General features: G+C 43.5%; 17 protein-coding genes. 1 reads left to right on the forward strand and 16 read right to left on the reverse strand.

All coding sequences use genetic code 11. From position 1 onward, the window contains the following. Positions 1–22: 22 nt before the first annotated feature. The 8 genes from hisIE to ID12_RS01915 are packed head-to-tail and all read right to left on the reverse strand — an operon-like array spanning position 23 to position 6,458. The gene (hisIE, locus tag ID12_RS01880; protein WP_025208029.1) at positions 23–652 is read right to left on the reverse strand and encodes a bifunctional phosphoribosyl-AMP cyclohydrolase/phosphoribosyl-ATP diphosphatase HisIE; all 630 of its coding nucleotides are present in this window, start codon (positions 650–652) and stop codon (positions 23–25) included. After that, positions 649–1,407 carry an imidazole glycerol phosphate synthase subunit HisF gene (gene hisF / locus ID12_RS01885; protein WP_035389615.1) on the reverse strand — a complete coding sequence of 253 codons (759 nt, stop codon included), beginning with the start codon at positions 1,405–1,407 and terminating at the stop codon, positions 649–651. The genes hisIE and hisF overlap by 4 nt, the downstream gene beginning before the upstream one ends. Beyond that, complete coding sequence (hisA, locus tag ID12_RS01890; protein ID WP_007500079.1) at positions 1,404–2,141, reverse strand: 1-(5-phosphoribosyl)-5-[(5-phosphoribosylamino)methylideneamino]imidazole-4-carboxamide isomerase; 738 nt, start codon at positions 2,139–2,141, stop codon at positions 1,404–1,406. Before hisA ends, hisF begins: the two co-directional genes overlap by 4 nt. Continuing rightward, positions 2,138–2,776, reverse strand: a complete 639-nt coding sequence (hisH, locus tag ID12_RS01895) for an imidazole glycerol phosphate synthase subunit HisH (RefSeq protein WP_050826640.1) — start codon at positions 2,774–2,776, stop codon at positions 2,138–2,140. The genes hisA and hisH overlap by 4 nt, the downstream gene beginning before the upstream one ends. After that, entirely contained in the window at positions 2,776–3,360 is a 585-nt protein-coding gene (gene hisB, locus ID12_RS01900; RefSeq protein ID WP_017368110.1) for an imidazoleglycerol-phosphate dehydratase HisB, read from the reverse strand. Before hisB ends, hisH begins: the two co-directional genes overlap by 1 nt. Then, the gene (gene hisD / locus ID12_RS01905) at positions 3,357–4,646 is read right to left on the reverse strand and encodes a histidinol dehydrogenase (RefSeq protein WP_050826641.1); all 1,290 of its coding nucleotides are present in this window, start codon (positions 4,644–4,646) and stop codon (positions 3,357–3,359) included. The genes hisB and hisD overlap by 4 nt, the downstream gene beginning before the upstream one ends. Then, a complete protein-coding gene (hisG, locus tag ID12_RS01910; RefSeq protein ID WP_007500071.1) occupies positions 4,643–5,290 on the reverse strand; it encodes an ATP phosphoribosyltransferase in 648 nt (215 codons plus the stop codon). The genes hisD and hisG overlap by 4 nt, the downstream gene beginning before the upstream one ends. After that, positions 5,283–6,458, reverse strand: coding sequence for an ATP phosphoribosyltransferase regulatory subunit (locus ID12_RS01915; RefSeq protein WP_017368113.1), 1,176 nt, complete (start codon positions 6,456–6,458; stop codon positions 5,283–5,285). Before ID12_RS01915 ends, hisG begins: the two co-directional genes overlap by 8 nt. A 230-nt stretch (positions 6,459–6,688) precedes the next feature. Between ID12_RS01915 and ID12_RS01920 the strand changes: the two genes are divergently transcribed. Then, positions 6,689–7,480, forward strand: a complete 792-nt coding sequence (locus ID12_RS01920; RefSeq protein ID WP_050826642.1) for a C39 family peptidase — start codon at positions 6,689–6,691, stop codon at positions 7,478–7,480. A 78-nt stretch (positions 7,481–7,558) separates the two neighbouring features. Here ID12_RS01920 and ID12_RS01925 read toward each other — a convergent pair whose 3' ends face one another. The 8 genes from ID12_RS01925 to hprK form a co-directional block, all read right to left on the reverse strand. Beyond that, a complete protein-coding gene (locus ID12_RS01925; protein WP_050826643.1) occupies positions 7,559–8,164 on the reverse strand; it encodes a DsbA family protein in 606 nt (201 codons plus the stop codon). A 67-nt stretch (positions 8,165–8,231) separates the two neighbouring features. Further along, entirely contained in the window at positions 8,232–8,873 is a 642-nt protein-coding gene (locus tag ID12_RS01930) for an NAD(P)-dependent oxidoreductase (RefSeq protein ID WP_025208036.1), read from the reverse strand. 87 nt (positions 8,874–8,960) lie between these two features. Next, entirely contained in the window at positions 8,961–9,389 is a 429-nt protein-coding gene (locus ID12_RS01935) for an Rrf2 family transcriptional regulator (protein WP_003213266.1), read from the reverse strand. A gap of 69 nt (positions 9,390–9,458) precedes the next feature. Further along, positions 9,459–9,977, reverse strand: coding sequence for an acyltransferase (locus tag ID12_RS01940; RefSeq protein WP_017368116.1), 519 nt, complete (start codon positions 9,975–9,977; stop codon positions 9,459–9,461). Position 9,978: 1 nt separating this feature from the next. Continuing rightward, the gene (ppaX, locus tag ID12_RS01945) at positions 9,979–10,629 is read right to left on the reverse strand and encodes a pyrophosphatase PpaX (protein WP_017357895.1); all 651 of its coding nucleotides are present in this window, start codon (positions 10,627–10,629) and stop codon (positions 9,979–9,981) included. Further along, on the reverse strand, positions 10,626–11,570 hold the full coding sequence (locus tag ID12_RS01950; RefSeq protein WP_025208037.1) for a nucleoside recognition domain-containing protein: 945 nt from the start codon (positions 11,568–11,570) through the stop codon (positions 10,626–10,628). Before ID12_RS01950 ends, ppaX begins: the two co-directional genes overlap by 4 nt. Before the next feature lie 16 nt (positions 11,571–11,586). Then, positions 11,587–12,411, reverse strand: coding sequence for a prolipoprotein diacylglyceryl transferase (gene lgt, locus ID12_RS01955; RefSeq protein ID WP_017368118.1), 825 nt, complete (start codon positions 12,409–12,411; stop codon positions 11,587–11,589). An 11-nt stretch (positions 12,412–12,422) separates the two neighbouring features. Further along, positions 12,423–13,355: an HPr(Ser) kinase/phosphatase gene (hprK, locus tag ID12_RS01960; RefSeq protein ID WP_003212943.1), complete on the reverse strand. Its 933-nt coding sequence runs from the start codon at positions 13,353–13,355 to the stop codon at positions 12,423–12,425. Positions 13,356–13,443: the final 88 nt, after the last annotated feature.

The raw sequence follows: 13,443 nt of genomic DNA on the forward strand, positions 1-13,443 counted from the left end.
AGCTGGGGGTACCCCCAGCTTTTCATTCCCCTTGATGGCGCTTTTTCAATACCTTTAATACATCATCAAGAGGCAGCTGCTGTTCACGTAATAACACAAGAAGGTGATACAGGAGATCTGCTGTTTCCCATTTCAATTCTTCTTGATCTCGGTTCTTCGCTGCAATGATAACTTCAGAAGCTTCTTCCCCTACCTTTTTCAGGATTTTGTCGACTCCTTTTTCAAATAAATAGGTTGTATACGCTCCTTCTGGCATTTCCATCTGCCGTTTCGCAATGACCTGTTCCAGTTCATTTAAAATAGCAAAGCGGTCTTGTTCTCCCCTTTGCTGTTTCACGCCCTCTTCTGAAAAACAGCTATAGCTGCCTGTATGGCAGGCTGGGCCGCTTGGTGTCACTAGAACAAGCAGGGCATCTTGATCACAGTCATAGCGAATAGATGTAACACGCTGGGTATGTCCAGATGTGGCTCCTTTGTGCCAAAGCTCATTTCTCGACCGGCTAAAAAACCATGTTTCCCCTGTCTCTAATGTTTTTTCATAGGATTCTTGATTCATATACGCCAAAGTAAGAACTTCCTTGCTTTGAGCATCCTGTACAATGGCAGGAATGAGACCTGCATCATTAAAGGTTAATTCGTTTGCCTGTTTCATCTTACCTTCACCCCGTGTTCTCTCAAATATGTCTTCACCTCTTGAATTGAGGTTTCTTTATAATGGAAAATAGAGGCTGCGAGTGCGGCATCAGCTTCACCTTTCGTAAAAGCCTCCAGCATATGCTGCGCATTGCCAGCACCTCCTGAAGCAATAACTGGCACTGTGACTGCTTCTGATACAAGCCTCGTCAAACGATGCTCAAAGCCCGTTTTCTCACCATCGGCATCCATGCTAGTCAGCAAGATCTCGCCTGCTCCTCTTCGCACGGCTTCTTTCGCCCAGTCACTCACTTCTAAATCCGTTTGACGGCGTCCTCCGTGCGTATAGACCATGTATGCTTGTTTCTCTTCATCGTATTTCGCATCAATCGCAACAACGATGCACTGTGAACCAAAAAAGTCGGCTCCTTCTGTTATTAGCTCCGGTCTTAAAACAGCCGCTGTGTTCACAGACACCTTGTCTGCCCCCGCTCTTAATATACGCTTCATGTCATCAAGGTGGTTAATCCCGCCGCCCACCGTGAACGGGATAGCGAGAGTGGATGCCACTTGTTTGACCACATCCACCATCGTTTTTCGGCCTTCATGAGAGGCAGATATATCAAGAAAGACGAGTTCATCCGCACCTTCCTCGTCATAGATCTGCGCTAATTCGACCGGATCACCAGCATCCTTCAACCCTAGAAATTGGATCCCTTTGACAACACGCCCTTCCTTTACATCAAGACATGGAATGATTCGTTTTGTCATCATATGCTGTCAAGCCCTTCAAACGCTTCAGCTAAAGTAAATTGCTTTGTGTACAGCGCCTTGCCAATGATGGCACCAGACACACCTGTCTGCTTTTGTGCTGACAGCTTTTGCAGATCACTCACTGCACTGACACCACCTGAGGCAATGACTTGTTTGCCAGTTGCTTCTGCTAATCGAACCGTACTTTCCACATTTGGACCAGACAGCATGCCATCCATTTGAATATCCGTGAAAATGAAGACCTCTGCGCCTTCCTTTGCCAGTTCCTGACCAAGTTCCTCCGCCTTCACTTCCGACGTTTCAAGCCAGCCTTCAGTCGATACAAAACCGTTTCGTGCATCAATGCCAATGGCGATTTTCTCTCCATATTGCGCCAGCATTTTTTTCACAAAAACCGGGTTTGACACCGCTGAACTGCCAAGAATGACTCTCGATACGCCATTGTTTAAATAAAATGCAACATCTTCTTCTGTCCGAATGCCGCCGCCAATTTGGACATTCACATCTAATGAGGAAGCAATCGCCAGCACATGCTCATGATTCACGCGTTTTCCTGCTTTTGCGCCATCTAAATCAACGAGATGTATCCATTTCGCTCCTTCATTTGCAAACAGTCTCGCCATGTCTAACGGTGAATCTCCATAAATGGTTTCTTGGTCATAGTCTCCTTGCACAAGTCGTACACATTTGCCATTTCTCATATCAATTGCTGGATATAATGTAAAATCACTCATTTGCTCACCCTCTGTTCGTTTGCTAATTGAATAAACTGTTTCAACAGTGCCATTCCTGTTGTACTGCTTTTTTCAGGGTGAAACTGCGTTCCAAACACATTCCCCTTCCCAACAACGGCAGGTACTTGCACACCATAGGGTGCACTTGCCAATAGGTCTTCTGGATTCATGCCGCTCACATAATAAGAGTGAACAAAGTATGCAAATCCTTCCGGCACACCTTCAAACAATGGAGAGGGCTGATGAAATGTGAGCTCACTCCAGCCCATATGAGGCACCTTCAGCCTTTGTCCATCCTGATCACGATCCTTCAAAAGAACGACACGTCCTTTTAAAAGGCCTAGCCCTTTTGTTTTTCCTGCTTCTTCACTTTCTTCAAACAACAACTGCATGCCAAGGCAAATGCCAAATAACAGCTTTCCTTCCTGCACGACTTGGTGGATAAACGCCTCAAGTCCTGTCTGTCTTAACAGCAGCATCGCATCACGAAATGAACCGACTCCTGGCAAAATATACGCATCTGCCTTTTTCAGCTCCTCTGCTTCAGAAGACACGATATAAGACGCTCCTGCTCGTTCCAGTGCTTTTGATACGCTAAACAAATTTCCCATTCCATAGTCAATTACGCCAATCATTAGAGCATCCCCTTTGTCGACGGAATCCCTTTCACACGCGGATCAATGGTTGTTGCTTCATCTAAGGCGCGTGCCATCGCTTTAAAAATGGCTTCAATCATATGGTGGGTATTGGTTCCATAGTGAACGATCACATGCAGATTGATTCGTGCTTCAAGGGCAAATTTCCAAAGAAACTCATGAACCAGCTCCGTATCAAAGGTGCCGACCTTCTGACTAGGGAAATCGGCTCTCATTTCCAAATGAGGACGATTGCTTAAATCCACGACTACTTGGGCGAGTGTTTCATCCATTGGAACAAAACTAGAGCCGTAGCGCTTAATTCCTTTTTTATCACCGAGCGCTTCTTTAAACATCTGCCCAAGCACAATGCCAATATCTTCTGTTGTGTGGTGATCATCGACATCTGTGTCTCCTTTTGCATCTACAGTTAAGTTAAAATGTCCATGCTTCGTGAATAAGTCGAGCATGTGCGTCATAAAAGGGACATCTGTCTGAATATCTGCTTTTCCTTCGCCATCAATCTCTAGCGCTAACGAAATGTTCGTTTCATTTGTCTGTCTCGCTGTTTCCGCCTGTCTCATTTTGATTCCTCCCGCTTTCTCGCTTCAATCGATCTGGCATGTGCTTCAAGCCCTTCTAATCTTGCAAAAGCCGCAATGCTTTCCCTATGTGTTTCAAAGGCTTCTTTACTATATGAAATGATGCTCGTTTTCTTTTGGAAATCCGTGACGCCGAGCGGACTAGAAAACCTTGCCGTCCCGTTTGTTGGCAGCACATGGTTCGGTCCTGCGAAGTAATCCCCTACCGGCTCTGGGCTGTAACGCCCTAAGAAAATTGCTCCAGCATGCTTGATTTGACCAAGTAGTGATTCTGGATACGCCGTCAGCACTTCTAAATGCTCTGGGGCTAACTGGTTCACGATATCAACTGCACGATCCAAAGATTCTGTTACGTAAATATAACCATGGTCTTGAATAGATTGTGCTGCAATTGATTTCCTTGGCAAAGTATCAAGCTGCGCTTGCACCTCCGCTTGCACTCTTTCAGCCAATCCTTTAGATGGTGTCACCAAAATACTGGATGCCAATGCATCATGCTCTGCCTGTGAAAGCAAATCAGCTGCCACCTCATGTGCAGTTGCCGTTTCATCTGCTAAAACAGCAATTTCACTTGGACCCGCAATCATATCAATGTCTACTTGACCAAATACTTCCCGTTTGGCAAGTGCTACATAAATATTTCCTGGACCGGTGATTTTATCAACAGGCTGAATACTTTCCGTTCCATATGCAAGAGCGGCTATCGCCTGAGCACCGCCCATTTTGTACATTTCTGAAATGCCCAACTCCTTCGCAGCTACTAGCACAGCGTCAGACAGACGGCCGTCATTTCCTGGCGGTGTCACAAGGACAATTCGCTCAACGCCGGCAACAAGTGCTGGGATCACATTCATTAAAACAGATGATGGATAGGCGGCCGTTCCCCCTGGGACATATACACCGACCGCATCAAGCGGTGTTACTTTCTGACCTAGCATTGAGCCGTCCTTTTGGTGATAAAACCAAGAGGAGGTTAGCTGACGCTCGTGGTATGTTCGAATATTCCGGATCGCCGTTTGGATGATTTGGATCATCTCCGGGTCCAAACGTTCGTAGGCTTTTGTCTTTTCATCCTCCGTCACAAGTGGCTGTTCAATAGAGACACCGTCAAATTGCTTCGTGAAAGACCGTACGGCTTCGTCACCATTTTTTCTCACTTCTTCGATAATCCGCTGAACAGCCAGTCGCTGCTCTTCCGTTCCTGTATCTAGAGAACGCTTGAGTGAGAGAGTGTCTGTCTCACCTTCTTGTATGTAGGTGATGTTCATGATGTTTCCTCCCCTTCTCCTTCGATGATTCTTGCCAGACGCTGCGCCATTTCATCGATTACCGCATCCTTCATTCGATAGCTCACAGGATTGACAATAAAACGTGACGTAATGTCACAAATATGTTCCGTTTCGACAAGCCCATTTTCCTTAAGTGTTTGACCGGTGGAGACAATGTCAACAATTCGATCGGCAAGTCCGATGAGCGGTGCTAATTCAATGGAACCATTTAGCTTAATGATCTCCACCTGCTCACCTTGTTCTCTAAAATAAGAAGAAGCGACATTTGGGTACTTTGTGGCCACACGCGGCGCAACACCGCCCCAGCTGGCTCCCGGCAAGCCCGCTACAGCTAAATGACATTTGCTAATGTTTAAATCGAGCACTTCGTACACATCCCGTGCTTCTTCAAGCATGACGTCTTTCCCTGCAATGCCCACATCCGCTACACCATGCTCTACATATGTCGTCACATCCATTGGCTTCGCTAAAATAAAGCGGAGATTTTCTTCCGGTACATCAATGATTAGTTTTCTTGAATCTTCAAATTCCTCCGGCAGCTGATATCCAGCCTGTCTTAATAGCCCTGCTGCTTCTTCAAATATCCGCCCCTTTGGCATTGCCATTGTCAACACTTTACCCATTTTGCTCTTCCTTTCTAGCGCCGATAAAATAAGTCACTTGCTCAAATGCCTTGGTCATGGCATCGATATTTTCAATACCTGCTAAGTCTTGGAGAACAATCCTTTTGCCCTTTGTCCGCTCTTTTTCTGCAAAATCAAATGCTTCAAGCCGTTGTTCTTTACTAAAAATCACAGCCTCTTGGGGCTCATTTATTTCTTTTGCGTCGAGTGCCTCAAGAAGACGGTCTAATCGAAGTCCGAAGCCTGTAGCGGGTGCGGGTGCATCAAAGTGAGCAAGCAATTGATCATACCTTCCTCCACTTCCGATCACAGACCCAACATGATCTGCAAATACTTCAAACAAAATTCCCGTATAGTAGCTCATATGACTGACCATGCTTAAATCCAAACGGATATATTCTGTACAGCCGTAATCTTCAAGTGTCTCCCACAGCGCCTTTAACTCCGCCAGCACTTCTTTTCCCTCTTGTGACACCACAATTTCTTCAGCCTGCTGGGTCACTTCTTGACCGCCGCGCAGCTCTAAAAGCTGGAGCAGCCTTGTTTTATCGATGGATGAGAGCGGCAATTGTTTGACATGCTGCCTGTATCCCACATAATTCTTTTCATATAAAAATCGGCGCAATACGTTGGCCCGCTCTGTATTCCCTAGTACATCTAAAAACAAGGTCTCAGCCAAAGCCACATGACCGATCGCAATTTTGAAGGATTGAAGTCCAGCATTTTTTAATGCAAACACGACAAGCGCTATGACTTCAGCATCTGCACTAATCGAACCATCACCGATCAATTCAATACCGACCTGCTCAAATTCAGAAGGTCTTCCGCCTTCTCTTTCCTGTGCCCGAAACACGTTGGCTGCATAACCGACTCGAAGCGGATATGCCTGTTCGTGAAGCTTTGAGGCCGCCACTCTCGCAATTGGTCCCGTCATATCAGGTCTAAGCACAAGGGTTTGACCATTTTGATCAAGAAGCTTAAACAACTGCGTATCTGTAATCGCCGATTGAACACCGACTGTATCGTAAAATTCAAGCGTTGGCGTTTCCATTAAACGATAACCCCAACCATTCATGACCTCTGTTAAAGAATGCCTAACTCTTTTCTTCGTCTCATACAATCCTGGTAATGAATCTCGCATACCATATGGTTTTTCAAACATGAACATGTTCCGCACCTCCAACACATTAAAACAAAAAATTCCGAATCCTTTAGTTCGCTAATATGATAATATGCTAACAAAATAAAGTGATTAAATCAATCATTTTTATTTTCCCCTTTTTTTCCTTAATCATTTGTTCATATATTACATTAAAATGACACCTAATCCTTTTTGATCTCTTTGCTTTAGGAACATGCTATAATACTTAAAAATATTGAATAACACAGGAGATTACAGTGAAATTCATCCAGACATTAATCTTAACTTTGTTGTGCGCATGTCTTGTTTATTTCGGCTTTATTTTCATTTCACAATTCGACCAAGTCAAGAAAACAACGTCACCGCAAGAAGCCAAAGAAAAAGAAAATGATACCGCACTAGCAGCAGAAGAAACACGTTCTACGAAAAAAACAGAAACGACACATTCTAGTTTAAAAGGAAATAAAAAAGCCATGGACGTCATCCTCTTTAATCAAATGGATGCACCAAAGCTTTATAACGGATGCGAAGTCACGAGCTTAGCCATGCTTCTTCATTACAGCGGATATGAGCATATAACGAAAAACGCATTGGCAAACGAGATTAAGCGTGTCCCGCTCAATTATGAGAATGGCTTAAAAGGAGACCCTCATGACGGGTTTGTAGGCGATATGGAGAATGGGCCAGGTCTTGGTGTGTACCATGAACCCATTTATCAGCTTGCGAAAAAATATGTAGGTAATCAAGCGGTGGACTTGACCGGCAAGCCAGTTAAAAAAGCCATTTACCAATCACTTGAAAAAGGTTATCCTGTCTGGGTCATTACAACTTCGACCTTTGCCAAAACAGATAACATTGAAACATGGAATACACCAAATGGAAAAATAGATATCAGCTTTAATATGCATAGCGTGGTCATCACTGGCTACGACAAGGATCACATCTACTTAAATAACCCATACGGAGAAAAAAATCAAAAAGTCGATCGTGAACAGTTTGAGGATTCTTGGAAACAGATGGGCAGCCAGGCGATTATCATTAAAGCATAAACCACTTCTCCCATTGAAGAGAATTCACACATGCATCAAAAACATCCTCCATACGAATGGAGGATGTTTTTGAATGATTTATTTTTTTAGTATTTCCTTCAGACGGTCTTCAAGCTTTTCAGCCGTCATCGCACCCCCACCAAGGCTGATGTATTCATCCCCTTTTTTTAGTAAAAGTGTAGGATAGCCATTCACGTTCAATTGCTGAACCTTTGCAAAATCGGCATACGCATCATTGATCGTTTCTGTCTCATTCATTCGTTCAACCAATACATCAGGGTCAAGTTGGTGTTTCATAGCGATATCTCTATAAGTTTCTTCATCACTTAGGCTTTTTCCGTCTTGATAAAAGGCCTTTTGCATAGATGAAGCCAAGTACAATGCATGCTCTGGTGCGATGGATCTTAATGCTGAAAATCCAATTGCAGCAGCCTCAGAGTCTAAAATGAATGTTCTGTTTTCTAGCAACTCTTCGTAACGGTCTCCAAATTCGACACCTGTCAGCTGACTGATACGCTCATTTGCTTCTGAAATGTGTGGATAATTCTTTATCGGTAGACGACGCTCTCCTACAAATAAACCGCCCGATACAAGTGTCAGTGGTATCTCAGGGTGATTTTCGTGTAAAGTACGGATGCTGTTTGAAAATCCATAACACCAGCCACAATACGCATCCCATACAATTGATCATTCATAAGACAGACTCCTCACTCATCGTTTTTTAGCGACAATGAAACGCATGTTATTCTACTTATTCTGCTTCAGAAACCACAGTAAAACGTTCTCCAACATGAGCAGCTTGTTCTATCTCATCGACAAGCGCAACGGCGTAGTCAGCATAACTCACATAGCTTTCACCCTTCGAATTGACGATAAGATGGTCTTTGCCTTTCACATAAGCACCTGTACGTTTGCCTGCTGGATCAAAGAATGCAGCTGGACTAAGAAATGTCCATTTTACTCCTTCGGTCTTTTGAAGATCTATTAAATTTTCTCCTTGCTGTGAAGCAGTAGCAAAGTATTCCTTTGGAAACTCCGGTGTGTCCATCAGTCTAGTTGTTTTGGCCTCATCTACAAATAAACTTCCAGCACCTCCCACGACGATTAAACGCGTTTCTGGTGTCTCTTTCAAGAGATGAATGAGTTTTTTCCCTGCTTCTACATGAAGGTGCTCTTGTCCTGCTGGCGCACCAAATGCGTTTACGATCACATCAAAGCCTTTGACGTCTCCTGCCTCTAAGTGAAAAACATCCTTTTCTAAAACAGCTGCTGATGAATTAGTCACTTTTTGTGCATCTCGAACGATTGCCGTTACTTCGTGCCCTCTCGATTGAGCTTCTTTTAAAATGTGTTGTCCTGCTTTACCTGTTGCGCCAATGATTCCAATGTTCATGTAAATTCCTCCTACAATATAAGGTTATTTTGATCACTTAAGATGTAACCAATATGGTTACAACAGAGGTAAAAAAAATTGAATAGATCATCCAATTTTTTTGATTAAAACCTGCGTTAGTTCACTTAATTTGATCTCAGCAAGCACTTGCTCCATCGCACTTTGAGCACGGCACAAAATTAATTCTAGTACAGCTTGAATATTTGCACCGATCGGACAGTCAGGGTTTGGGCTTTCATGAATTTGAAACAACTCTCCCTCATCCACCACTTCAACGGCTTTATACACATCGAGCAGTGTAATGTCATCCTCACTTCGGTTTAATTGAGAACCGCCTTTGCCAAGACTCGTTGAGATTAGGCCTGCTTTTTTGAGCTTACTCATGATACGGCGAATGACCACTGGATTTGTATTGACACTTCCTGCGATATCCTCCGATGTCTGTAATGATCCTTTTTCAAGTGATAGCAAGGCCAGAATATGGACAGCGACAGTAAATCTGCTGCTGATTTTCATGTTTTCTCACCTCTGTTGTAATCATTATAGTTACACCATGTTAGAATGTCAACAAAAAAGTCTGCCGAGCTACTCAGCAGACGTAGATTGACGTGCTTCCATTTCCTCTTTTGTATATATCATCCGCATTGGATTACCTCCAACAAAGGAGCCTGCCGGAACATCTTTGTTCACAAGAGTTCCTGCCGATACAATCGCACCATCACCAATTGTCACTCCAGGTAGAATCGTTGAATTTGCCCCAATTAAGACTTCATCACCAATATAGACTTCCCCAAGCCTATACTCTTTAATCAAATACTCATGGGACAAAATGGTCGTGTTATAGCCAATCACACTATTTCGACCGACAGTGATTTTCTCAGGAAACATGAGATCGACCATCACCATTAAAGCAAACGCCGTATCCTCCCCGACTTTCATTCGAAGGAAGGTGCGATAAATCCAATTTTTCATTCCCATAAAAGGCGTATACCTTGCCATTTGAATAAAGATAAAGTTTTTCACAACCTTGAGAAAGGGGACCGTCCGATAGACTTGTCTAAGCGAATTGACCCCTTTGACAGGATAACGATCTGTTTTTCTCAACTTAATCAGCTCCAACAATCGCCAAGAGATCACTCATTTTCTGCAGCATATAATCAGGGCGATGCTTTAACAGGGCTTCTTCTCCCTTAATAGACCAAGCAACACCTGCTGTTTTCGTCCCTGCCGCTTGACCAGATAAAATGTCGTGATAGTTATCGCCAACCATGATCGCCTCATGCGGATCACTGCCGAGCTTGGATAATGCCAGCTGGACTGGTTCTGGATGCGGCTTCTCATTTTGTACATCATCAAGTGTGACAATGACCTCAAAAAAAGGCTCCAAACCAGTCAGCTTTAATCCCATTAAAACCGTATCACGTATTTTTGTAGTCACAATACCAAGCTTAAACCCTCGATCCTGAAGAATTTTCAACGTATCTAACACCGTCTCGTACTCCGTCACAAGCAGGTCATGCTGTTCATGATTAAACGTTCGATACATCTGAATCATGTCATCTGTCAGATTCGGATCCATTGCAGAGAATGTATCAAATAATGATGGACCAATGAAATGAAGGATATCCTCACGGCTGTATTGACCAGGGTAATAATGATCAAGCGTATGCTGAAATGAAGCAATAATTAATTCATTTGTATTGATTAATGTGCCATCTAAATCAAATAGCACTGTGTTAATAGTTGATTGGTTCATATGGCTTCCTTTCTAACAGCTGTATGTTCGCGCCTCCGCCAGATATAGCTGATGGCAGCTGTCAATAAAATAGCAGAAATAAGGCGAATAAGAAGAAGCGGCCAGACTGGAATACCTAAAGGAATGAAAATGAGTGTATCTTCGACCACCGCATGACACGCCACAAGGAAAATGAAAGCAAGTGTTAAATCCTTTTTGCTGACACCGTCCTCTTCCACTGCCTTCATCATGACGCCTGCCCCGTAGGCAAGACCAATGGTTAAACCAGCCACCATCGTCATAGACGTATTTTCTTTCATTCCAAGCATTCTCGTAAAAGGAGACAGCCACTTAGACAGCGTATGGAGCCACCCTAAGTCTCTCATAAATTGAATGATGATCATGAGAGGAATGACAATACAAGCCAGCTGCAGCACACCAAGAACAGCTTTCTGTAAAGCAAGAAGTACGATCATATACCAGCTAGAAGGCACATCAGCCGACTGAGCAGCTGTCAGCAAACCATATTGCGCCGGCTCCTCGCCTCCCTGCCAAACGAGGTGAATGACAATTGCTGACACGACGGCAAGACTGATTCTCACCAGCAAAATGACAGACACCCGCAGCCCAACCTTCGCCGCCACTGTTGATTCGATGATCAAGTTGTGACAAAAGGAGAGCATGACCGCTAAAATGAACACTTCCTTCACAGGCAGCTCTAATGTCAAGATGGCTGCAATACCCGCATACAAGTTCAGCATATTTCCTAAAACAAGCGGAATGGCCGCTTCCCCTGAAAGACCAAACAGGCCCATAAAAGGACGGATGAATTGTATCATCCAATCCATCACAGGTGTATGCTGCAAGATACTAACGAGAATGGTAACCGGAAAAATGACTTTTCCAAGTGTCCAAGTTGTCGATAACCCTGCTTTCAAGCCGTTTTTCCATGTCTCACCCATCTCTTATCCCCCTTGCTTAATTTGATGAGTTGTTCTCTTTATACCGTATAGATGCATATCCCTTGATTCTTCTAAACACAATCAGCAAAACAGCCACTGCAAATATGGCAATCGAAATCATCTGTGCAATTCGAAGATGCTCAGTCAGCATTAAGCTGTCTGTTCTCATTCCTTCAATGAAGAAACGGCCGATTGAATACCAGATTAAATAAGACAAGAAAATTTCGCCTCGACGCAATGATGTTCTACGTAATAAGATTAATATCAAAACGCCTGCGATATTCCATAATGATTCATATAAGAACGTAGGGTGATAGTAGGTCCCGTCAATGTACATCTGATTAATAATAAACTCAGGCAGGTGCAAATTTTCTAAAAAGGCTCTTGAAACAGCCTCACCATGCGCTTCCTGATTAATAAAGTTCCCCCAGCGCCCGATGGCTTGCCCTAGTAAAATACTAGGCGCTGCGACATCGGCGATTTTCCAAAAGGACACCTTTCTCACTTTAGTAAAGACAATCGCTGTCAGCACCGCCCCTATCAGTCCGCCATGTATGGCAATTCCACCATTCCAAATCTTGATGATTTCATTTGGGTGCTGCTGATAATAATCCCATTCAAAGGATACATAATAAATTCGTGCACAAATAATGGCGATAGGAATGGCAAATAAGATGAGATCAATAAACATATCTTTATTGATGCCTCTTTTTTCACACTCCCTTAATGCGAGCCAGAGTCCAAGCAGGGCTCCGACCCCAATAATCACACCATACCAATGAACCGAAATAGGTCCGAGCTGAAAAGCAATCGGATCAATTGGTTGAATTGCTTCATTCATATAGACAGCTCCTATTCATCCTGGCCATTGTCTTCAATGACATCGGCAAGTTTACTTGTAAATTGTTCCGCTGCATTATGTCCCATTCGTTTCAATCTGAAGTTCATAGCAGCTACCTCGATGATGACCGCTAAATTTCGTCCCGGACGTACAGGGATGGTCAGCTTTGGTACATCTGTATCGATGATCCGCATTTTTTCTTCCTCAAGTCCTAAACGGTCATACTGTTTGCCTTGTTCCCAAAGCTCAAGGTTCATAACAATCGTAATTCTCTTATAGCTTCTGACAGCGCCCGCTCCAAATAAGGTCATCACATTAATAATGCCTAATCCACGGATTTCTAGAAGGTGCTCAATCAGCTCTGGTGCGCTTCCAACTAACGTATCCTGATCCTCTTGCCTGATTTCCACGCAATCGTCTGCAACCAGCCTGTGTCCTCTCTTCACTAATTCTAAAGCCGTTTCACTTTTACCTACGCCACTTTTTCCAATTAACAGTACACCTACACCATATACATCTACGAGTACGCCATGAATCGCAGTCGTTGGTGCAAGCTTGCTTTCTAAAAAGTTCGTTAATCGACTCGAAAGTCTTGTCGTTTTTAAGCTTGAGCGTAAAACCGGCACTCCATTTTCATTTGAAGCTTCGATCAATTCCTTTGGTACTTCACGATCTCGTGACAAAATAATGGCAGGGGTAATATCTGTACAAAGAGACATCATTCTCTGCTTTCGTTCGCGTTCTGGGAGCTGTTCAAAAAAAGAAAGCTCTGTCTTCCCTAAAAGTTGAACTCTTTCTTTTGGGTAATATGTAAAATATCCAGCCATTTCAATACCTGGTCTGGAAAGATCACTGATTGTAATGGGACGATTAATCCCTTCTTCCCCACTTACCAGTTCAAGATGAAATTGTTCCATTATGTCCTTCGTACGAACTTTCGGCACGCTTCTTCCTCCTTTTATCACAGGCGTTTCAGAAATACAGCTCTATTTTATCACTTTCAATGATGAACCCAAAACAGTATTTTATCCT

The sequence above is a fragment of the Bacillus altitudinis genome, from assembly GCF_001191605.1.
In the GTDB taxonomy this organism is placed as follows: domain Bacteria; phylum Bacillota; class Bacilli; order Bacillales; family Bacillaceae; genus Bacillus; species Bacillus altitudinis.

What these genes read in the sequence shown, in the direction of transcription:
- ID12_RS01930 (WP_025208036.1), bottom strand. Translation starts at nt 8,873, where the DNA reads ATGAACATTGGAATCATTGGCGCAACAGGTAAAGCAGGACAACACATT.
- hisB (WP_017368110.1), bottom strand. Translation starts at nt 3,360, where the DNA reads ATGAGACAGGCGGAAACAGCGAGACAGACAAATGAAACGAACATTTCG.
- hisG (WP_007500071.1), bottom strand. Translation starts at nt 5,290, where the DNA reads ATGGGTAAAGTGTTGACAATGGCAATGCCAAAGGGGCGGATATTTGAA.
- hisH (WP_050826640.1), bottom strand. Translation starts at nt 2,776, where the DNA reads ATGATTGGCGTAATTGACTATGGAATGGGAAATTTGTTTAGCGTATCA.
- hisF (WP_035389615.1), bottom strand. Translation starts at nt 1,407, where the DNA reads ATGATGACAAAACGAATCATTCCATGTCTTGATGTAAAGGAAGGGCGT.
- ID12_RS01935 (WP_003213266.1), bottom strand. Translation starts at nt 9,389, where the DNA reads ATGAAAATCAGCAGCAGATTTACTGTCGCTGTCCATATTCTGGCCTTG.
- ppaX (WP_017357895.1), bottom strand. Translation starts at nt 10,629, where the DNA reads ATGAACCAATCAACTATTAACACAGTGCTATTTGATTTAGATGGCACA.
- hisIE (WP_025208029.1), bottom strand. Translation starts at nt 652, where the DNA reads ATGAAACAGGCAAACGAATTAACCTTTAATGATGCAGGTCTCATTCCT.
- hisD (WP_050826641.1), bottom strand. Translation starts at nt 4,646, where the DNA reads ATGAACATCACCTACATACAAGAAGGTGAGACAGACACTCTCTCACTC.
- ID12_RS01915 (WP_017368113.1), bottom strand. Translation starts at nt 6,458, where the DNA reads ATGTTCATGTTTGAAAAACCATATGGTATGCGAGATTCATTACCAGGA.
- lgt (WP_017368118.1), bottom strand. Translation starts at nt 12,411, where the DNA reads ATGAATGAAGCAATTCAACCAATTGATCCGATTGCTTTTCAGCTCGGA.
- ID12_RS01950 (WP_025208037.1), bottom strand. Translation starts at nt 11,570, where the DNA reads ATGGGTGAGACATGGAAAAACGGCTTGAAAGCAGGGTTATCGACAACT.
- hisA (WP_007500079.1), bottom strand. Translation starts at nt 2,141, where the DNA reads ATGAGTGATTTTACATTATATCCAGCAATTGATATGAGAAATGGCAAA.